Source organism: Pseudomonas helmanticensis, assembly GCF_900182985.1.
In the GTDB taxonomy this organism is placed as follows: Bacteria; Pseudomonadota; Gammaproteobacteria; order Pseudomonadales; family Pseudomonadaceae; genus Aquipseudomonas; species Aquipseudomonas helmanticensis.
In genome coordinates, this window is sequence record NZ_FXUY01000001.1 from 550,351 (window position 1) to 570,063 (window position 19,713).

The 19,713-nt window shown below is 56.6% G+C and carries 15 protein-coding genes; 6 read left to right on the forward strand and 9 right to left on the reverse strand.

Annotation, left to right across the window (positions count from 1 at the left end; all coding sequences use genetic code 11):
* Positions 1-272: 272 nt before the first annotated feature.
* The gene (locus tag QOL84_RS02770; RefSeq protein WP_129394417.1) at positions 273-1,568 is read right to left on the reverse strand and encodes an OprD family porin; all 1,296 of its coding nucleotides are present in this window, start codon (positions 1,566-1,568) and stop codon (positions 273-275) included.
* Positions 1,569-1,852: 284 nt separating this feature from the next.
* On the opposite strand from QOL84_RS02770, the gene QOL84_RS02775 reads away from it, so the two are divergent.
* Both QOL84_RS02775 and QOL84_RS02780 read left to right on the forward strand, forming a co-directional pair.
* On the forward strand, positions 1,853-3,508 hold the full coding sequence (locus tag QOL84_RS02775; protein WP_283436075.1) for an MFS transporter: 1,656 nt from the start codon (positions 1,853-1,855) through the stop codon (positions 3,506-3,508).
* On the forward strand, positions 3,505-4,647 hold the full coding sequence (locus tag QOL84_RS02780; RefSeq protein ID WP_283436076.1) for an HlyD family secretion protein: 1,143 nt from the start codon (positions 3,505-3,507) through the stop codon (positions 4,645-4,647). Before QOL84_RS02775 ends, QOL84_RS02780 begins: the two co-directional genes overlap by 4 nt.
* A 78-nt stretch (positions 4,648-4,725) precedes the next feature.
* Here QOL84_RS02780 and copD read toward each other — a convergent pair whose 3' ends face one another.
* Complete coding sequence (gene copD, locus QOL84_RS02785; RefSeq protein ID WP_283436077.1) at positions 4,726-5,583, reverse strand: copper homeostasis membrane protein CopD; 858 nt, start codon at positions 5,581-5,583, stop codon at positions 4,726-4,728.
* A 3-nt stretch (positions 5,584-5,586) separates the two neighbouring features.
* Positions 5,587-5,949 carry a copper homeostasis periplasmic binding protein CopC gene (gene copC, locus QOL84_RS02790; RefSeq protein WP_283436078.1) on the reverse strand — a complete coding sequence of 121 codons (363 nt, stop codon included), beginning with the start codon at positions 5,947-5,949 and terminating at the stop codon, positions 5,587-5,589.
* A gap of 139 nt (positions 5,950-6,088) precedes the next feature.
* On the opposite strand from copC, the gene QOL84_RS02795 reads away from it, so the two are divergent.
* A complete protein-coding gene (locus tag QOL84_RS02795; protein ID WP_129394412.1) occupies positions 6,089-6,709 on the forward strand; it encodes a TetR/AcrR family transcriptional regulator in 621 nt (206 codons plus the stop codon).
* 423 nt (positions 6,710-7,132) lie between these two features.
* Here the strand turns inward: QOL84_RS02795 and preA are convergent, their stop codons facing one another.
* From preA to hydA, 3 genes are all read right to left on the reverse strand, one after another.
* A complete protein-coding gene (gene preA / locus QOL84_RS02800; protein ID WP_283436079.1) occupies positions 7,133-8,407 on the reverse strand; it encodes an NAD-dependent dihydropyrimidine dehydrogenase subunit PreA in 1,275 nt (424 codons plus the stop codon).
* Positions 8,408-9,775 carry an NAD(P)-dependent oxidoreductase gene (locus tag QOL84_RS02805; protein WP_283438611.1) on the reverse strand — a complete coding sequence of 456 codons (1,368 nt, stop codon included), beginning with the start codon at positions 9,773-9,775 and terminating at the stop codon, positions 8,408-8,410.
* Positions 9,776-9,969: 194 nt separating this feature from the next.
* Entirely contained in the window at positions 9,970-11,409 is a 1,440-nt protein-coding gene (hydA, locus tag QOL84_RS02810) for a dihydropyrimidinase (RefSeq protein WP_283436080.1), read from the reverse strand.
* 624 nt (positions 11,410-12,033) lie between these two features.
* Here hydA and QOL84_RS02815 point away from each other — a divergent pair.
* Together QOL84_RS02815 and QOL84_RS02820 are read left to right on the forward strand one after the other, a co-directional pair.
* Positions 12,034-13,518 (forward strand): NCS1 family nucleobase:cation symporter-1, encoded by a 1,485-nt coding sequence (locus QOL84_RS02815; RefSeq protein ID WP_283436081.1) that lies wholly within the window; start codon positions 12,034-12,036, stop codon positions 13,516-13,518.
* A gap of 136 nt (positions 13,519-13,654) precedes the next feature.
* Complete coding sequence (locus QOL84_RS02820) at positions 13,655-14,938, forward strand: Zn-dependent hydrolase (RefSeq protein ID WP_283436082.1); 1,284 nt, start codon at positions 13,655-13,657, stop codon at positions 14,936-14,938.
* Between the two features lie 87 nt (positions 14,939-15,025).
* On the opposite strand, the gene QOL84_RS02825 is transcribed toward QOL84_RS02820, so the two are convergent.
* Complete coding sequence (locus QOL84_RS02825; protein WP_283436083.1) at positions 15,026-16,345, reverse strand: hypothetical protein; 1,320 nt, start codon at positions 16,343-16,345, stop codon at positions 15,026-15,028.
* A 180-nt stretch (positions 16,346-16,525) separates the two neighbouring features.
* Between QOL84_RS02825 and QOL84_RS02830 the strand changes: the two genes are divergently transcribed.
* The gene (locus tag QOL84_RS02830) at positions 16,526-17,443 is read left to right on the forward strand and encodes a DHH family phosphoesterase (RefSeq protein WP_283436084.1); all 918 of its coding nucleotides are present in this window, start codon (positions 16,526-16,528) and stop codon (positions 17,441-17,443) included.
* Positions 17,444-17,451: 8 nt separating this feature from the next.
* Here the strand turns inward: QOL84_RS02830 and QOL84_RS02835 are convergent, their stop codons facing one another.
* Both QOL84_RS02835 and QOL84_RS02840 read right to left on the reverse strand, forming a co-directional pair.
* Positions 17,452-17,661, reverse strand: a complete 210-nt coding sequence (locus tag QOL84_RS02835) for a hypothetical protein (RefSeq protein WP_283436085.1) — start codon at positions 17,659-17,661, stop codon at positions 17,452-17,454.
* Between the two features lie 333 nt (positions 17,662-17,994).
* A complete protein-coding gene (locus QOL84_RS02840; protein ID WP_283436086.1) occupies positions 17,995-19,494 on the reverse strand; it encodes an SIR2 family protein in 1,500 nt (499 codons plus the stop codon).
* Positions 19,495-19,713 lie beyond the last annotated feature (219 nt).

The following is a 19,713-nucleotide window of genomic DNA, read 5'->3' on the forward strand; positions in this document are numbered from 1 at the left end:
AATCCCTGGACACATTGTTATTAGGTTTGTTGTAGGTTGTCGTATGACTGCGCTGAAGTATCGGTAGGGTTTCAGGAACTTGTCAACGCGACTTTCGGTGTAGATGACGGAAGGTGAAACAGTTTTTCTTTTCAGCGATCTCGCCTTGCAATGCATCACCTTGTAGGAGTGAGCCTGCTCGCGATGGCGGTGTATCAGTCCAGGAAGATATCGGCCGACACACCGCCATCGCGAGCAGGCTCACTCCTACAGAGGGCTTGCTCCCCGACGGCTTACAACAACGAAATCGGATAACTGATAAAGATCCGGTTCTCGTCAAACTCGTTGGTGCTGAAGTCCCGGCGCATGGTCGCGTTGCGCCATCTCACGTTGAGGTTCTTCAACGCTCCGCTCTGTACGGTGTAAGCCAGCTCCGACTCGCGGCCCCATTCCTTGCCGTCGGTGATGGTCCCGGTGTGCACGTTATCGCCGCTTATGTAGCGGTTCATCAGGGTCAGACCGGGAATGCCGAGGGCGACGAAGTTGTAGTCGTGACGCAGTTGCCAGGAGCGCTCCCTGGCGTTGTCATAACTGGCGTTGTAACTGTCGTTGGCCAAGGTGCCGCCGCTGGTACCGTTGACCCGCATCCAGGCATCGTCGCCGCTGAGTTTTTGCAGGCCGACGTAGAAGGTGTTGCCACCGTATTTGGCCGAGAGCATGGCGAACGCAGTTTTGTTGTCGAGGTCGCCGGCCTGGGCGCTGCCGTCTTCCTTGCCGGTGAAGAAACCGAGGTTGGCGCCCAGCGTCCAGTCGCCCAACGGCTGGCTGTGGCTGAGGTTGAAATACTGCTGCTGGTAGATGTCGCTGAGTTCGGCGTACCACACGCCAATCAGGGTGCGCTTGTCATTGAAGGTGTATTCACCGCCGCCGAAGTTGAAGCGGTCCGAGGTGAACGCGCCGCGACCATTCATCGACATGTCTTCCATGCTGGCGTCGTTGCGCGGGCTGTTGCCGCGAAACTGGCCGCCGTAGACGGTCAGGCCATTGATCTCGGTGGAAGTGATCTGGCCGCCGCGAAAGGTCTGCGGCAGGGAGCGGCCATCGTCGGAACGCAGGATCGGCAGCACCGGCATCCATTCACCGACCTTCAGTTCAGTCTTCGACACCTTGGCCTTCAGCGCGACACCAAGGCGCCCGAAGTTGTCCGCCGGACGTCCGTCATCGTGGATCGGCAACAGTTGCGTGCCGCCGCTGCCTTTGCCGCCATCAAGCTTTTGCGAATACAGCCCCAGCACATCAAGACCGAAACCGACGGTGCCCTGAGTGAATCCGGATTTGGCATCGAGAATGAAGTTCTGCGTCCACTCTTCGGCCTTGCCCTGGGCATTGGCCGGGTTGACGAAGTTGCGATTGAAGTAGGCATTGCGCAGGTTCAGCGTGGCTTTGCTGTCTTCGAGAAAGCCTTCGGCATCGGCGCTCATCGGTAGGGCGAGGGCCAGGCTGCTGCAGCCAATCAGGCTCAGGGTGGAACGCGGGCGAATAACGGAAAAACGCGAAGGGCGAACGGAATTGCGGACGAGTGTGCTCACTGTGACGCTCCCTGTTTCATTTGTTGTTTTTATTATTTGTCATACGTCGTCGTACAACATGGTTGCGGATATTTCCTGCGTTTCCCGGGAATGTCAACTCAAAGTTATACGATGACCTTTGTAGGAGCTGCGGCACGCTGCGATCTTTTGATCTGGCTTTAAAATCAAAAGATCGCAGCCTCGTTTCACTCGACAGCTCCTACAGGGGTTTGTGTTGTCCATGGGATGTGTGTTGCCGGTGAATTTGCGGCAAACTTCATCCACCTTCCGCACAAGGCCTTTCAATGGATCAATACGCCCCGCGCAACTGGCAGCCCCACGAGAAGCCCAGTCTGCCCGGTTCCCCCTCGACGCCGTTGCACTCCAACCGCAAGCGCCTGGCCTATGCGCTGGTCGGTTTGCTGGTGGCGTTGACCGGTGGTCTGGGCAACTCGCTGGTGGTCGCCAACCTGCCTTATCTGCAAGGTGCGCTCGGCGCGACCACAGCCGAAATGGCCTGGTTGCCGGCGGCGTACGTGATGACCAACGTGTCGATGAACCTGCTGCTGGTGAAGTTTCGTCAGCAGTTCGGTTTGCGCGCGTTCACCGAGGTGTTCCTGGTGCTGTATGCGCTGGTGACCTTCGGCCATTTGTTCGTCAATGACCTGAATTCGGCCGTGGCGGTGCGTGCGGCGCACGGCATGGTCGGTGCGGCGTTGAGTTCTCTGGGCCTGTATTACATGGTCCAGGCATTCCCGGCGAAGTGGCGGATGAAGGCGCTGGTGCTCGGTCTTGGCACCTCACAACTGGCCTTACCGCTGGCGCGGTTGTTCTCTGAAGACTTGCTGCAAATCGCCGAATGGCGTGGCTTGTACCTGTTCGAATTGGGCATGGCGCTGCTGTCGCTGGGCTGCGTGCTGATGCTCAAGTTGCCGCCGGGCGACCGCTTCAAAACCTTCGAAAAACTCGACTTCCTGACCTTCGCGATTCTCGCTACCGGCGTGGCGTTATTGTGCGCGGTGTTGTCGTTGGGGCGGATCGATTGGTGGCTGGAAGCCGACTGGATCGGTGTTGCCCTGGCTTCGTCCATCGCGCTGATTCTCGCCGGCCTGGCCATCGAGCATAACCGCAGCAACCCGATGCTGATGACCCGTTGGCTTGGCAGCGGAACGATGATTCGCCTGGCGCTGGCGGTGACCCTGATTCGTATGGTTACCTCGGAGCAGTCCACCGGGGCGGTGGGTTTCATGCAGAACCTGAACATGGGTTATGAGCAGTTGCACAGCCTGTACGTGGTGATGCTGATCGGCAGCGTCGCGGGGTTGTTGACCAGCGCGCTGACGATCGACCCCAAACACCTGCTGATGCCGTTGATCATCTCGCTGGGGCTGATGGCCACCGGGTCGGTGATGGACAGTTTTTCCAACAACCTGACCCGCCCGCAAAACCTCTATTTCAGTCAGTTCCTGCTGGCCTTCGGCAGCACGTTTTTTCTCGGCCCGACCATGGTTCTAGGCACGCGCAACGTGCTGACCAATCCGCGCAACCTGGTGAGTTTTTCCGTGCTGTTCGGGATCTGCAATAACCTCGGCGGCCTGCTTGGCGCGGCGCTTCTGGGCACCTTTCAGATCGTCCGCGAGAAATTCCACTCCAGCCAGATCGTCGAGCATCTGGTGATGTCCGATCCATTGGTGGCCGCGCGGGTACAGAGTGGCGGATCGGCGTACGGTTCGCTGCTCGCCGACCCGAGCCTGCGCAACCTGGCGGGTATTCGTAGCCTGTCCAACGCCGCCACGCGTGAGGCCAACGTGCTGGCCTATAACGACGTGTTCATGCTGATCGCCGTTATTGCGGTGCTGACCATGATCTGGCTGTCCATTCGCGCACTGTGGCTGATGAGCACCACCAAAGCCGTCGCCCCAGCGCCATCCACACCTTCCAGCGGTGCCACTTCTTCATGACCGAACCGACCACCACAACCACCAATGCCATCGCCGCCACGCCTGAGGGTGTGGCGCCGCCGTCATCGCCGAACACCGAGCCGCGCTCGCTGCGGGTGCGCATCATCTCTTCAATGGGCTTTGCCGCGATTGCCATTGTTGGTGTGTTGATCGTGCTCTACGCCTGGCAATTACCGCCGTTCAGCAGCGCGGTCGAGACCACCGAGAATGCGCTGATTCGCGGGCAGGTGACGATCATCGGCCCGCAGCTCGCCGGTTATGTCTACGAAGTGCCGGTGCAGGATTTCCAGTACGTGAAGGCTGGGGATTTGCTGGTGCGTCTGGATGATCGGATCTATCAGCAACGCCTCGACCAGTCGCTGGCGCAATTGGCAGTGCAAAAAGCCGCATTGGCCAACGTCGTGCAGCAACGCAACAGCGCCGAAGCGACAATCAAGTTGCGCCAAGCGGTGCAGGCTGACAGCGAAGCGCAATTGCGCAAGAGCGAGGCGGATTTGCGTCGCAACAAGGAATTGGTCAGTGACGGTTCGGTGTCCAAGCGTGAAATGGACGTAGCGCTGGCGGCCAATGCGCAAAGCGTTGCAGCGGTGGCGCAGGCCAAGGCCAATCTGGAAATCGCCCGGCAGGATCTGCAAACAGTAATCGTCAATCGTGGCTCGCTGGAAGCGGCGGTGGCCAGCGCCGAAGCGGCGGTGCAACTGGCGCGAATCGACCTGTCGAATACGCGCATCGTTGCCCCGCGCGACGGCCAGCTCGGGCAAATTGGCGTGCGCCTCGGCGCCTACGTCAACTCGGGGGCGCAGTTGATGGCGTTGGTGCCGAACCAGAAATGGGTGATCGCCAACATGAAGGAAACGCAGATGGACAATGTGCGGGTCGGGCAGCCGGTGCGCTTCAGCGTCGATGCGTTGAACCACCGTAAATTTACCGGGCATGTGCAGCATATTTCGCCGGGGACCGGGTCGGAATTTGCTTTGTTGCAGGCGGACAATGCCACCGGCAACTTCGTCAAAATCGCTCAGCGGGTGCCGGTGCGGATCACGATTGATGCGGATCAGCAGGAGGAGGAGCGGTTGCGTCCGGGGATGTCGGTGGTGGTCAGCATCGATACTGCAGCGGGTGATACCCAGCACCATTAAGATCAAAAGATCGCAGCCTTCGGCAGCTCCTACATGGGTAATCTGTAGGAGCTGCCGAAGGCTGCGATCTTTTGTTTTTCAGGCGGTGATCATCGGGGGCAGGGTGCCGAGTAGCGAGACGGCGGCTACGGCGCCAATGCCGAGCAACCACTCCAGCATCACGCTGCGCCGCAGGGTGCCCATGCGTTGTTCGCAGTCATCGATGCGCAAGCGGTTGAACAATGCCAATCCGAGCATGGCCAACACCAGCATTGCCTTGATCAACAGAATCAGTGCAAACCCGCTGAACAGTGGCGTCGGCCACCACTGCCCGGTCAACACGCGCACGTTGATCAAACCCGTGATCAGCAGCCCCGCGACCAACGCATAACCCACTCCACTGAAACGCCGCAGAACCACCGACATCGGTTCCGTTGGCTGACGCAGAATCATCACCAGCAACAACAGCCCGCCAAGCCACGCGGCGACGCAGGTCAGATGAACGATCTGATTGAGAATCAGCAGTTGCCCGCTCAGACCATCCAGCATCGCGCCGTGTCCGACCGGTGCCAGCGTCGCCAAAAGCAAGCCACTCAAGCCCAGGCGCAAAGGCATGCTTGAGCGCCAAGGCGTAAACAGCAAGGCCAACAGCGCGGCATTGAGCAGCAGGTGCCAGCGCCATACCTGACCAAAAAACGTGTTGCCCAGCACCAGCGCAACCGTGTCCGGATCAAACGCTGCCGCAGCCGAACCGGCCATGCTTGCCGTGATCAACAGCGCCCAGGCAATCCCGCTGACCAGCGCAACGGCAACCAACCAACGCGCCAGTCGCGCCAGCTGCCGGTCCACTTGCAGCGCTTCATCCTTGAGCAGCAACGGCCTGAACAGCCAGGCCCCGAACAACATCAACACCACGATGAAATGCACAAAGCGGCACAGCACCAGCGCTTCACTCATGAATTATTGGCCAACCTTGAACTGATAGGCGCCTTCGCTCTTGTGCGTGTCGACCGACACCGCGTGCCATTCGACTTTGTATTCACCGGCCGTCAGTGGTGCGGCCGGGGTGACGATGAGGGTTTTCTTGTCGCCTTCGGTGGTCAGCGCCTTGACGGCGACCGGCGCGCCATCGCGGGTCAGGGTGACTTTGGTGAAACTGGCTTCGACGCCTTCGGAGAAGGTCAGGCGCAAATCGGCCGGAGCAGCGACAGTGCTGTCGGCCGCCGGGGTCTGGCTTTTCAGGTGGGCGTGGGCAAATACCGAGGAAGCGGCGAACAGCGAGGCGAGCAGGGCAGTGGTGGTCATGACGTTCTTGAACAGCATCGCGGATACCTCTGGGGCAGGATCAAAGAATCGTCAGTTTAGCCATCCGCTCGCCGCTGTACGAAGTTTTGTTTGCAGCGGTCGCCCGCGCACCAGAGCGGATGCTAGTCTTGGGCAACGCTGTTGTCAGGGAGCCCACATGGGCAATCACAAGATCGAAATTCGCCGCAATAACGTCGAGAAAATTCTGCTCGCGGCGGAAAAAGTCTTCGCCGAAAAAGGCTTCGGCAGCACCGCGATGGCCGACATCGCCGCCGAAGTGCAACTGCCGCGTTCCAATCTGCATTATTACTTCAGCACCAAGAGTGAGTTGTACAGCGCGGTACTGTTCGACCTGCTGGAAGTGTGGAAGCAGGACGCGTTGTGCTTCGAGATGTTCGACGACCCGCGCGTGGTGCTGAGCAGCTACATCCGCGCCAAGATGAACCACTCGCGCAGTCGCCCTTACGGCTCGAAAGTCTGGGCCAACGAGATCATCCATGGCGCGCCGACACTGGGCGAGGCGCTGGATGTCAGCCTGTATGACTGGGCGAAGATGAAGGAAGCGAAGATTCGCCAGTGGGTCGAGGACAAGCGGATTCTGCCGGTGGAACCGTCGAGCCTGCTGTACATGATCTGGGCGTCGACGCAGCACTATGCCGACTTTGATCATCAGGTGAATATCCTCAACGAGCATCAGCCGTTGTCGGACATGCAGTTCGAGCGGGCGGTGCAGACGGTGACGAGTGTGATATTGCGCGGGATTGGCCTGGAACCCTAAAGCAGACCCTCACCCCAGCCCTCTCCCGGAGGGAGAGGGGGCCGACCGAGGTGTCTCTCGAGGTACATCGACCTGAAGAACCGAGTCGATTGCGGATTCAAAGCAAATCGTTCAGGTCGGTGGATTTCTGAAGCATCCCCCAATCAGTCCCCTCTCCCTTTGGGAGAGGGTTAGGGTGAGGGCCTTTCAGGATCATCCCCCAATTCAGACCGCAACGTGATACGGATTCCTCGGATCATGATTCCAGTCCAGAAACGGCTTCCCAGTTTCCATCGCCACCATCTCGATACAGTCCGCCACCGGACAAGTGATACATGATCGTTCCCACGCTCTGCGTGGGAATGCCTCTAGGGACGCTCCGCGTTCCAATGGGACGCAGAGCGTCCCGGGCTGCATTCCCACGCAGAACGTGGGAACGATCAGTCAAACCGCAACATGGTAGGGATTGCGCGGATCATGATTCCAGTCCAGAAACGGCTTCCCAGTTTCCATCGGCACCATCTCGATGCAATCCGCCACAGGGCAGGTGATCTGGCACAGATTGCAGCCCACGCACTCCTCATCGATCACTTCGTATTTATGTGTGCCATCCGCCTGCTTCAAACTGCTGATCGCCTGGTGTGACGTGTCCTCGCAAGCAATGTGACAACGCCCGCAACCAATGCATGCGTCCTGATCAATCTTCGCAATGACTTGATAGTTGATATCGAGGTACTTCCAGTCGGTGGTATTGCCCACCGCGCGCCCGGCAAACTCGCTGATATTGGCGTAACCCTGGCTGTCCATCCACCGCGACAGGCCGTCCTTCATCTCCTCGACAATCCGGAAACCATGCAGCATCGCCGCCGTGCACACCTGCACCGCGCCGCTGCCCAGCGCCATGAATTCCGCCGCATCGCGCCAACCGCCGATGCCGCCAATGCCGCAAATCGGCAGGCCCTGGGTCTGCGGATCGCGGGCGATTTCGGCGACCATGTTCAGCGCAATCGGCTTCACCGCCGAGCCACAGTAACCGCCGTGGGTGCTTTTGCTGCCGACCGTGGGCAGGGCGACCATGTGTTCCAGGTCGACGCTGGTGATCGAGTTGATCGTATTGATCAGCGACACCGCATCCGCACCACCGCGATGCGCCGCGCGGGCAGCGACGCGGATGTCGGTGATATTCGGCGTCAATTTGACGATCACCGGCAGCGAGCAATAGGTTTTGCACCAGCGCGTGACCTGCTCGACGTACTCTGGCACCTGACCGACCGCCGCGCCCATGCCGCGCTCGGGCATGCCGTGCGGGCAGCCGAAATTCAGCTCGATACCGTCAGCGCCGGTGGCTTCGACCAGCGGCAGAATGTGTTTCCACGACTCCTCGACGCACGGCACCATCAGCGACACGATCAACGCGCGATCCGGCCAGTCCTTCTTCACCTGAGTGATTTCACGCAGGTTGATCTCCAGCGAACGGTCGGTGATCAGCTCGATGTTGTTGATCCCGAGGACTTCGCGGTTGTTGCCGTAATGCGCCGAGTAACGCGACGAAACGTTGACCGCCGCCGGGTCCTCACCGAGGGTTTTCCAGACCACACCGCCCCAGCCTGCTTCAAAGGCACGGACGACGTTATAGGCTTTGTCAGTCGGCGGCGCGGAGGCCAGCCAGAACGGATTCGGTGCTTTGATGCCGGCGAAGACAATCGAAAGATCGGCCATTTACGCAGCCTCCACGTTGAGCATCAGTTGAGCGTTGATCGCCTCGGCGGCGCATTTGCCGTGCTGCACGGCTTGCACGGTGAGGTCCTGATCGAGGCTGGTGCAGTCGCCGCCGGCATACACGCCGGGGATGCTGGTGCGCAGGTTTTCGTCGACCTGAATGCGTTCGCCCTGGCGCTTGAGTTCGCGGGCCAACGGGTCGGCGAGGGCGTTGCTGTCGAAGGACTGGCCGATGGCTTTGAAGATCGCGTCGGCCGCCAGTTCGAAGGTTTCGCCGGTGGTTTGCAGGCGCCCGTCGACCAGATCGGTGCGGGCGAAACGCATGCCGCGCACCTGGCCCTGAGCGTCGAGCAAGACTTCTTCCGGTTGCGCCCAGGTCAGCAGGCGTACCTGATTGGCTTTGGCGATGTCTTGTTCATGACCGGTGGCGCCCATGTCGGCGGCGCCTCGACGGTAAACAAGGTTGACGTCGCGAGCACCGAGACGAGCCATTTGCACAGCCATGTCGATCGCCGTGTTGCCGGCGCCAAGGACGATGCAGCGCTCGGCCAGCGGCAGTTGCGTGAGGTCATCGGCCTGGCGCAATTCGCGGATGTAATCGGTGGCGGCGAGCAGGCCCGGCGCATCTTCGTGGGCCAAACCAAGTTGTTTGCTGGCATTCAGGCCGAGGCCGAGGAACACCGCGTCGAACTGCTGATGCAGTTCGCTGAGGGTCAGATTCTCACCGAGCTTCTGCCCGTGGCGAATCTCGATGCCGCCGATCTGCAGGAGGAAATCCAGTTCCTTCTGCGCGTAATCGTCGACCAGTTTGTATTTGGCGATCCCGTACTCGTTGAGTCCGCCAGCCTTCTCCCGCGCTTCGAAAATCACCACCTCATGCCCATGCATGGCACTGCGATGCGCACAGGACAAACCGGCCGGCCCGGCACCGACCACGGCGATGCGTTTACCGCTGGCGGCGGCGCGCTGGAACGGGTGCTCGGTGAAGTGCGCGTTGTCGACGGCATAGCGTTGCAGCAGGCCGATCAGCACCGGCGCGCATTCGTGGGCGTTGTTGCGCACGCAGGCTTGCTGGCAGAGGATTTCGGTGGGGCAGACCCGCGCGCAACTGCCGCCGAGGATGTTTGCCGAAAGGATCTTCTGAGCGGCACCGGGCACGTTGTCCTGATGGATATTGCGGATGAACGAAGGGATGTCGATTTCGCTCGGGCACGCATTCACGCACGGCGCGTCGTAGCAATACAGGCAGCGCGAGGCTTCCAAGTGCGCCTGTCGGTCGTTGAGCGGCGGCGCCAGATCGGTGAAATGGCCGGCGAGGGCGGCCGCGCTTTCGTGCGGGTGGGGGAGATGGTTCAGGGTCTCGATCACGGTTTTTTGCCTCACGGTAACTGCCTCTATCGGGCATTGGCCAAATCCCCGTGTAGGAGCTGCCGAAGGCTGCGATCTGTTGATCTTGATCTTAAAAAACAAGATCAACAGATCGCAGCCTTCGGCAGCTCCTACAGGGGAATACATTTCAAATGTGGGAGCGGGCTTGCTCGCGAAGGCCGAAGGCCTCGATGTCAGCGTTTCACAGCAACAGGTTTATGCAACTCAGCCCGCTTGCTCAGCAAATCAAACACCGCCGGATACGCCGGCCGTTCGATGTAGCGCCCGGCACCACGCTCGGCGCGCAGATCGCCATCGGCCCAGACCACGCGGCCCTGGCTGACGGTATGGCTCGGTACGCCGCGCACGGTCTTGCCTTCGAAGATGTTGAAGTCCACCTGCTGATGGTGGGTCTTGGCGGAAATGGTGCGGCTGCCTTGCGGATCCCACAGCACCAGATCGGCATCGGCGCCGACGCGGATCGCACCTTTACGCGGATAGAGATTGAAGATCTTCGCGGTGTTGGTGGACGTGAGGGCGACAAAATCCTGCATCGACAAGCGACCGGAGTTGACCCCTTCATCCCACAGCACCGCCATGCGGTCTTCGATGCCGGCGGTGCCATTGGGAATCTTGCTGAAATCATCACGCCCGGCGGCTTTCTGCTCAGCGCAGAAACAGCAATGGTCAGTGGCGGTGGTGTGCAGATTGCCGTTTTGCAATCCGTGCCACAGCGCCTCCTGATGACCGCGCGGACGAAACGGCGGGCTCATCACGTAACCGGCAGCGGTCTGCCAATCCGGGTGTTGGTAAACGCTGTCGTCGAGCAGCAAATGCCCGGCCAGCACTTCGCCGTAAACCGGCTGGCCCTTGCTCCGTGCATAGGTGATTTCGTCGAGGGCTTCCTTGGTCGAGACGTGCACCAGGTACAACGGCGTACCAATGGTTTCGGCGATACGAATCGCCCGGCTCGCCGCTTCCCCTTCAACCTGCGAAGGCCGCGACAGCGGATGCGCTTCCGGCCCGGTGATGCCCTGGGCCATCAACTTGCGTTGCAGGTGATAGACCAGTTCGCCGTTTTCCGCATGCACGGTCGGCACCGCGCCGAGTTCCAGGCAACGCTCGAAACTCGCTACCAACGTGTCGTCGGCGGCCATGATCGCGTTCTTGTAGGCCATGAAATGCTTGAAGCTGTTGATCCCGTGATGGCTGACCAGCTCGGCCATTTCCTCACGCACCTGCTCGCTCCACCAGGTGATCGCAACGTGGAAGCCATAGTCCGACGCAGACTTTTCTGCCCAACCGCGCCATTGATGAAACGCTTCCATCAACGACTGCTGCGGATTGGGAATCACGAAGTCGATGATCGACGTGGTGCCTCCGGCCAGACCAGCCGCCGTGCCGCTGTAGAAATCTTCACTGGCGACGGTGCCCATGAACGGCAGTTGCATGTGCGTGTGCGGATCGATGCCGCCGGGCATCAGGTATTGGCCGCTGCCGTCGAGCACTTCGGCGCCGGCGGGAATATCCAGGTTTTCACCGATGGCTTTGATCACGCCGTCGGCGCAATAGACGTCGGCGCGATAACTTTCATCATGGGTAACAACGGTGGCGCCACGGATCAACAGAGACATTCCGAGTTCCTCGCAGGCATGACCGACTTGTGCCGGTTCTAGATGTTTTATTGATGTACAGCGTTGCAGGGTGTATTCCTGTCAGTGCTGTCAGGAATAGAAGCTAGTCGCAGATTTACAATAGATCAAGATTATTTTTTATAAGCTTATTACTGTTTTAAGTGTATGAAAAATAACGATAAAAAACGAAAATCACCAAAATGGTGAGGCTGTTCACCATTTTGACGCACTTGACAGGATGGAAATATGAGCAAGATTTCCTATGTGAAATCAGCCGCTTGAAGTTGAGCTGCGGTCGCACGTTCACAATGAAAATAAATGCAGTGCACCAGTTTGAGTCCTGTCTGTTCGGACAACTTGCCAGGTGTTTAGCCTGAGCACCCAGACAAGTTTCCGCGAACTCATCCGGTGAATAATTAAAACTGATGAATATCAGAAAGTTGCAAAGCGTTTAACCCTCGGCCCGATGCGTAAGCGGGGCACCCGGCACGTTTATTGATGCCGCCGCTGACACCATGGCCGGTGCACGAAAGTTGTCAGTTCCTCCGGCCATCGTCCGGTTCGCGCCTCGTGTGCAAGCCGCCTGATGAGCAAAAAAATAATCAGAAGAACAGTGGAGCGGCCATGCAACAGAACAGATCGCAAGTGACCGAGCGCGACGGCTTGTTCGAACTCGAAGCCGGCAGCGACGTCCTCGACAGTCCCCGTTACAACCACGACATGGCACCGACCAAGGTGCGCGAACGAACCTGGAACAAATGGCACATCACCGCGCTGTGGGTCGGCATGTCGATCTGCGTGCCGACCTACACCCTCGGCGGTGTACTGACGGCGTACTTCGGTTTGAGCGTTGGCGAAGCGCTGCTGGCGATTCTCTTCGCCAACGTCATCGTGCTGATTCCGCTGACACTTAACGCCTTTCCCGGCACCAAATACGGTATTCCGTTTCCCGTTCTACTGCGCTCATCGTTCGGCATTCTCGGCTCCAACGTGCCGTGCCTGATCCGCGCGTTGGTAGCGTGTGGCTGGTTCGGCATCCAGACGATGTTTGGCGGATTGGCGATTCACCTGTTTCTCGGCTCGGTGTTCGACGGCTGGAAATCCCTCGGTGGCACGGGGGAGGTGATCGGTTTCATGATCTTTTGGGCGCTCAACCTGTGGGTGGTGATTCGCGGCGCCGAGTCGATCAAGTGGCTGGAAACCTTGTCGGCGCCGTTGCTGGTGGCGGTCGGCGTGGGGTTACTGGTGTGGGCGATGCCCAATGTGTCGATGACAGAGCTGATGGCAATTCCAGCCAAACGTCCGGAAGGCGCGAGCGTGTACGGCTACTTCGCCGCCGGGCTGACGGCGATGGTCGGTTTCTGGGCCACCTTGTCGTTGAATATTCCCGACTTCAGCCGCTACGCCAAGAGCCAGAAGGATCAGATCCTCGGGCAGATTATCGGCCTGCCGCTGACCATGTTCCTGTTCGCCGCGCTGGGCGTAGTGATGACCGCCGCCTCGGTGAAACTGGTGGGTGTTACGGTGTCTGACCCGGTCACGCTGATCGGCCACATCCAGAGCCCGGTGTGGGTCGCGGTGGCCATGGCGCTGATCATCATCGCCACGCTGTCGACCAATACCGCTGCCAACATCGTGTCGCCGACCAACGATTTCCAGAACATCGCGCCGAAGGTCATCAACCGCACCAAAGCGGTGTTGCTGACCGGGTTGGTCGGGCTGATATTGATGGCCCATGAACTGCTGAAAAAACTCGGCTGGATCGTTTCCGACGTGAGTCTGGAAAGCGTCTATTCCAACTGGTTGCTCGGTTATTCGAGCCTGCTCGGGCCGATTGCCGGGATCATGGTGGTGGATTATTTCCTGATCAAGAAACAGCAACTTGACCTGGCCGGGCTGTACCGCGACGACGTGTATCCAGCGTGGAACTGGGCCGGGTTTCTCGCGTTTGGCGTGCCAGTGGTGCTGACGTTGTTGTCGTTGGGCAGCGATGCGTTCAGCTGGTTTTACAGCTACGGCTGGTTCACTGGTTCGGCGTTGGGCGGGATTATTTATTACGGGTTGTGCGTGATGCGCGCACAGCCTTCTGCCGTGAAAACAGCGGTGTAAGTCATGATCGTTCCCACGCCCTGCGTGGGAATGCAGCCCGGGACGCTCTGCGTCCCAACAGCGGACGCAGAGCGTCCATGGATGAGTTTCCACGCAGAGCGTGGGAACTATCGGTATCAACACTGAGGAGATCCCCATGAACGCAGCCGTAGACGTTCTGCAATCAACCCATCAGCACATCAACCGCGATCGCCTGTGGGCCTCGCTCATGGAACTGGCCAAGCTCGGCGCCACGGTCAAGGGCGGCGTCTGTCGCCTGGCCCTGACCGACCTCGACCGCCAGGCCCGCGACCTGTTCGTGCAATGGTGCAAGGACGCCGGATGCAGCGTCACGGTCGATGAAGTCGGCAACATTTTCGCCCGTCGCCCGGGACGCAATCCCGACCTGCCGCCAGTGATGACCGGCAGCCACATCGACACGCAACCCACCGGCGGCAAGTTCGACGGCTGCTTCGGCGTACTCGCCGGTGTCGAAGTGCTGCGCACCCTCAACGACCTCAAAGTGGAAACCGAAGCACCGCTGGAAGTGGTGGTCTGGACGAATGAAGAAGGCTCACGCTTCGCCCCGTGCATGATGGGCTCGGGCGTGTTCGCCGAGAAATTCACCCTCGCAGAAACCCTGGCCAAGGTCGATGCCGAGGGCATCACCGTTGGCGAAGCGTTGAATGCCATCGGCTACGCCGGGCCGCGCAAGGTCAGCGGGCACAAGGTCGGTGCCTACTTCGAAGCGCACATCGAGCAAGGCCCGATCCTTGAAGACGAACAGAAAACCATCGGCGTGGTGCTCGGCGCGCTGGGGCAGAAGTGGTTCGACCTCAAGCTGCGCGGCGTCGAGGCCCATGCCGGCCCCACCCCGATGCACCTGCGCAAGGACGCACTGGTTGGCGCCTCGGTGATCGTCGGTGCAGTCAATCGCGCCGCCCTCGGCCATCAACCACACGCCTGCGGCACGGTCGGCTGTCTGCAAGCCTATCCCGGCTCGCGCAACGTCATCCCCGGCGAAGTGCGCATGACCCTCGATTTTCGTCATCTGGAACCGGCGCGGCTCAACTCGATGATTGCTGAGGTGAAGCAAGTCATCGAAGCCACCTGTGAGGAACACGGCCTGACCTACGAGCTAACGCCGACCGCCGACTTCCCGCCGCTGTACTTTGAAAAAGGCTGTGTGGAAGCGGTGCGCGGCGCGGCGAAAGGGTTGGGGTTGTCGCACATGGACATCGTCAGTGGCGCGGGGCATGACGCGATTTTCCTCGCCGAACTGGGCCCGGCCGGGATGATCTTCGTGCCGTGCGAAGGCGGCATCAGCCACAACGAAATCGAAAACGCCGCGCCGGATGATCTGGCAGCGGGGTGTGCGGTGTTGTTGCGGGCGATGCTGGCGGCTTCGGCGATGGTGGCGAAGGGTCAGGTAGCCGCTTAGGTTTAATGGTGACGGCAGCCTGTAGCAACTCCAGAAAGAGTGCGTCGTCAAATGGATTGACTACAGGCTGCCTCAATAAGCTCAGGATCAATTGTCCTCATCACGGAAGTAGGCACTCTTCAAGCCGTAATATGCACTCATAAGATGTGTGAGCAATTGGCGATATTGTTCGTTTAAATACTCGCGCGCATACGCTTCGAAGCGTTCATTGAGGTCGTGAATAAGATGTTTCGGGTTGGACGCTTTCAGTTTTCCTCTCGGCCCAAGTTCTTTATCACGTTTGCTTCTGAAAACACTGTCGTGAAAATTTCCGTCGTTGTCTCTTGCAAGCATGGTGTAGTCCCGGGAGTAGTCGGGAGACTCCATTTCGGCATTGATGTCATCATGCTCGAGTTCATTTATGTATTCATCAGGTGTCAGTAATCGATAACGATCAATGATTGCGTCGATGTCATCAAAAAGTGATTCGTTTCTTGAGAATTCGAGCAAGGAGTCCGGGGCTTCCAGGATGTGCTCATACAGCGCTGTGAAACTTTCTAGTTCGGAGAAGTATGCGCTGTCGACTTCTGATGCCAACGCTTCAGTGATAAATAAGGTTTCGTATGTTTCGTTAGTGAATACTGCTGAAAACGGATCATGAGAATAAAGTACTTCCAAGAGTTCCAAGAGGTATGAGGAAGATCTCTTTTTGTACATGTTCTTGAGCGTTGTAAAAAGCGCCTCGGTGTCTTGCAAAAGGACCGAAAGTTTGATTTCGCTGATAAGCGCTTCGGAGGTTTTTACGTGATTCTTGATTTTTTCTGCCAGTTCTCGATGCTCTTTGCTTCGCTGAAGATCGTGATCCCAGCGCAGGCGTTCAACTGATCTTTCTATGGATTTCTTGTCTTTTTCGTCCTTTGAAAGTTTCAGGAAGAATGCAGGGTCAGACAAGAGTTCATCTGTTAATCGTATCGCGCATTCCTGGTGGGTATCTTCAAACTCTACAAGTGCTTCATGAAGGCGATAGTGGCCGGCATTTCGCTTAAGGTTTTTTGTGTAGGAGAGTGACCCGTACGAGAGGTTTTGTGAACCAAGGATGGTCAAGTCATCGTGGCTCAGCATTTTTACGTGACAGGCCGAGTGAATATAGACCTCGGTGGTCGTCTTCATCCGGTCAATGATGAATATTATCCCGTCAATCAGCATGTCCGAGTCGATATCGGAAATGCCAATAATTATTTTGGCTCTGTCGGATTTTTTAATGAAATGTTGATTGAGGAAAATATAAGTTCTGAAGAGTCCGCCGGCTGAACAGTAAGTCGAAATGTAGCTGTTTCTCAGTTTTTTTTGTTGCATTGATTTTTTGAATGCATCGTCTGAAAAATGCTTGTGAAAAACAGTGCCGTGAATATTGCCGATTTTTTTCATGGAAATTCCATTTCATCATTGTGATCAAGTTGAAACGCCAGCGTCGTTGGGCCTCGGGTGATGCCGGCCCAGCGCCATCGTCTCAGAATTTTTGAAGCGTGACATGAAACGAGACTGCCATTTTTTCTAGTCATAAACCTGTGAGAGGGTGTCGCCCTGAAAAAACGCCACGGATGCACAATGAAAATCATCACCTCCGGCGCGTCCTATCTGGACATCGACGCCTACGCCTGCTGCATCGCCTACGCGGAGTTGCTGAACCTGCAAGGCATTCCCGCCCGTGCCGTCAGTAGCGCAAAACCCAACAGCAGCGTTTCGCCAACTGTTCTGAGTTGGAGCGCTGCTTTTCAGCGTTACACGCCTCAAGCAAACGACGCATTCGTGCTGGTCGATGTGTCCGACTATCACCACTTCGATCCGCTGGTGGTGCTCGATCAGGTGGTGGAGGTTATCGACCATCATCCCGGTTATGAGCAGTACTGGGCTGAACGACTGGGTTGCGCCGCCGATATCCGCCCGATTGGTGCGGCAGCGACGCTGGTTTTTCAGCGCTGGCAAGCGGCCGGCCTGCTCTCGCGAATGAGCGAGCAAAGTGCGGCATTGCTGGCCACGGCGATTCTCGACAACACGCTCAACTTCACCGGGCAGATGACCACAGAGCTGGATGTTCGGGCTTATGACCTTTTGGCCCAGCGGGCGAATCTAGCGGCGAACTGGCCCGAGCGGTATTTCCTCGAATGTCAGGCCGCCATCGAAGCAGACCTGCAGGCCGCGTTGGCGGCGGATCTGAAACGCTTCAAACCGGACAGCAACCTGCCGCAGGTTTTCGCGCAGATGACGGTGTGGGACGCCGATGGGTTGCTTCACAACCATTGCAACGAGATCTGCGCCTGGATGGCCGGGCAGGGCGATGACTGGCTGCTCAACGTCATCAGCATCAGTGACGGCAAGAGTTGTTTGCTGGCGGAGCCTGAGGCCAGCCAGCAGACGTTGAATCGGTTGCTGCCGCTGCAATGGCAGGCGGCGATGGCAATTGTGAAACCGTCGATGCTGCGTAAAGAATTGCTGATGCTGGGGCTGAACCTCAACGCTGTCTGATGTGCTGATCAACCTGGGCGGTCATTTCCGCTCGCAGTGCCTTGGCGCCGCTCAGCGCCATCCGGGTTGCCGGTGTCCAGCAACCTTCTTTCCACCAGAACATTCTCCAGCGCCTGACGCTCGACCGGCGCCATTTGGTGTTCGCGCTTTTTCAGCTCCAGCAGGATGGGGCTGGACCAGGTGCGATAAGTCTGTTCAATGTTGCGACGCGACGTCATCAGCCTCTCCTTGATCAAGAGCCCGGTTTTGCTGGCAGGGGCTCAGTCCGATGAGGGATTAACCTTAGTCGAGAAAATCAAGACGCGCGAGTCACTCGATCTTGAAAGGTGCATCCTCAGCCCAATTCATGATTAATAACACAATCTGGAATATATTATCGTTCTAAGGAACAAAAAGATCTTGAGTGTTTGAGTGGTGATGGTTTTTAACTAGAGTGAATAATGATTTCATTGATTTTGGATTTTTAATGGATCTGATTAAAGTGGTTCGGTGGTTGTGGTAGTTTGTTTGGCTTTTGATGGTTGGAAAACTAAAGTTCTGTTGTGGTGGCTTCAGTTTATCTTTTTCGAGATCTGTTCCAGAAGTGGAGGTATGTCGTCGTGCTCTTCATACCAAATAATGTTTACGCCAAGCTCTTTCAGGACCTCTTCGTTTAAGGAATGGTGTCTATCAAGGAAAGTTTTTATTGTGCTGATAGGTGCGTTTATTATTTTTTTGTCGTTGTATTTGCTAAAGTGCTCAATGTTGATTCTTTGCATGAAAGCGTAGTGTTTGGGTTTTTCAATGGATCTTGCTGCAATTTCAAGAAGTCGTCTTAAATTCGGATCGCTCATTGAGAGACCAATCATTACGCAAGTCGATTCTTTGAGTGAGTTTAGTTGGATTAGATTAGACCAGTGATAAGGTTCGTTATAGATTTTGTGGTATCCCTCTTCCGAGAAAACAAGTGTACTTCGGTCTAGGTTTGAATAATTTGATCGGTCTTCTGGTAGAAATCCATGAACATGATATATGGGTAATTCGTCGGTATTGGGGATCTCAATTTCTTCGAAAATACTTCTAAATTGAATTTCACGGTTGCAAAGTTGGCGTTCCAGCAAGTCGTCGAAATTGTAAGTTATTACGGATTTTACTTTTGCTCCCGTTCTACTTGGAGTGCACATGGAGGCAATTGATTTTATTAATTTTGATTCTACGTTTTTGCGTTTGTCACGCAGTTCGTAAAGTTGTTTTGTAACGGTATTCACAAAAAGGGTTTGCTCACTGCTTCCATTGGTCGACATGCCTTTTCGGATATATCTGGCAGACATTAGGGCGGAGGGGCCGTCAACTTCTCTTAATCGCCTAACTATGCTAGATATCTCCATGCTGTCAATTGTTTTATCTTTTCCAAGTTCTGAAGTAAGCAGAGCGACGAATAGTGAATTTAGTAAAGTGTTCCAGTCTGGAAGCCCAGCGCTGCTTGAAACACCTGCTCCGAGCAATAATGAGAACTGCCCAGACTTATACTCGCTCTTAATGCGCTCTACGATTTCATTGCGTTCGTCTTTCCAGTTCTCTTGCTGTTTGGAGAATGCTGTCTCCAATCTTATTGTGAATATGTTTTCGATTAGTTTGTTGGCTTGTTCTGGGTATTTTTCAATTAAAGAGGATATTTTGTCAGGTCCCCATATGTGAAATGGGGAGCCGGGTTTTGAATGGAACGTTATATGATTTTTGAGGATGTCTTGATTGGGTTTTTTGGTTGTGATTATTAGTACAGAAGTGTTTTCCATAAAAGGAAAATTTTTCTGCATTTTTTCAATGTCGAGTAATATTTTCTTGGGGTGAGATGATAGCGTTATTTGGATAAAGGTTGGGCCGTCAAACTCGTCAAAACCTTCGGGTGCGAAAGCATCAAATCCATAATCAGGTGTGCTTATCTGCAGTTTTAAGGGCTTGTCTTGGGCCTGTAGGTGTGTTTTCAGTAGGCCTAAAAGCAGGGCTTCTACTAGGTAGTAGCCGCGAGTCCCTTGGTTGTCAATGTTCTCTAGTATTTTTTCAAATTCCATGTTGAAGCTCTAGGAGTTGTTGGTTAGGTCATGCAGGATGCTACGTTTTTTATCTATGGAATGTCCATGCCCAATGAGTGGGTGGCTTACAGTAGGGTTTGCAGGGGTGAATTCTGGAGCCGGGTGAGGCGGATTTCATGTGGATGCTAAATATGGGCCATTGACTTATGAAGTCGTTAAATATTGAGGTGGTTCTCGGTTTGTAGCTGTAGCGGTTAT

Bases quoted from the DNA above. Each gene is read 5' to 3' on its own strand.
- copC (WP_283436078.1), bottom strand. From the start codon at position 5,949: ATGCTGTTCAAGAACGTCATGACCACCACTGCCCTGCTCGCCTCGCTG.
- QOL84_RS02840 (WP_283436086.1), bottom strand. From the start codon at position 19,494: ATGGAATTTGAAAAAATACTAGAGAACATTGACAACCAAGGGACTCGC.
- QOL84_RS02795 (WP_129394412.1), top strand. From the start codon at position 6,089: ATGGGCAATCACAAGATCGAAATTCGCCGCAATAACGTCGAGAAAATT.
- preA (WP_283436079.1), bottom strand. From the start codon at position 8,407: ATGGCCGATCTTTCGATTGTCTTCGCCGGCATCAAAGCACCGAATCCG.
- QOL84_RS02825 (WP_283436083.1), bottom strand. From the start codon at position 16,345: ATGAAAAAAATCGGCAATATTCACGGCACTGTTTTTCACAAGCATTTT.
- QOL84_RS02815 (WP_283436081.1), top strand. From the start codon at position 12,034: ATGCAACAGAACAGATCGCAAGTGACCGAGCGCGACGGCTTGTTCGAA.
- QOL84_RS02830 (WP_283436084.1), top strand. From the start codon at position 16,526: ATGAAAATCATCACCTCCGGCGCGTCCTATCTGGACATCGACGCCTAC.
- QOL84_RS02835 (WP_283436085.1), bottom strand. From the start codon at position 17,661: ATGACGTCGCGTCGCAACATTGAACAGACTTATCGCACCTGGTCCAGC.
- QOL84_RS02775 (WP_283436075.1), top strand. From the start codon at position 1,853: ATGGATCAATACGCCCCGCGCAACTGGCAGCCCCACGAGAAGCCCAGT.
- hydA (WP_283436080.1), bottom strand. From the start codon at position 11,409: ATGTCTCTGTTGATCCGTGGCGCCACCGTTGTTACCCATGATGAAAGT.
- QOL84_RS02820 (WP_283436082.1), top strand. From the start codon at position 13,655: ATGAACGCAGCCGTAGACGTTCTGCAATCAACCCATCAGCACATCAAC.
- copD (WP_283436077.1), bottom strand. From the start codon at position 5,583: ATGAGTGAAGCGCTGGTGCTGTGCCGCTTTGTGCATTTCATCGTGGTG.
- QOL84_RS02780 (WP_283436076.1), top strand. From the start codon at position 3,505: ATGACCGAACCGACCACCACAACCACCAATGCCATCGCCGCCACGCCT.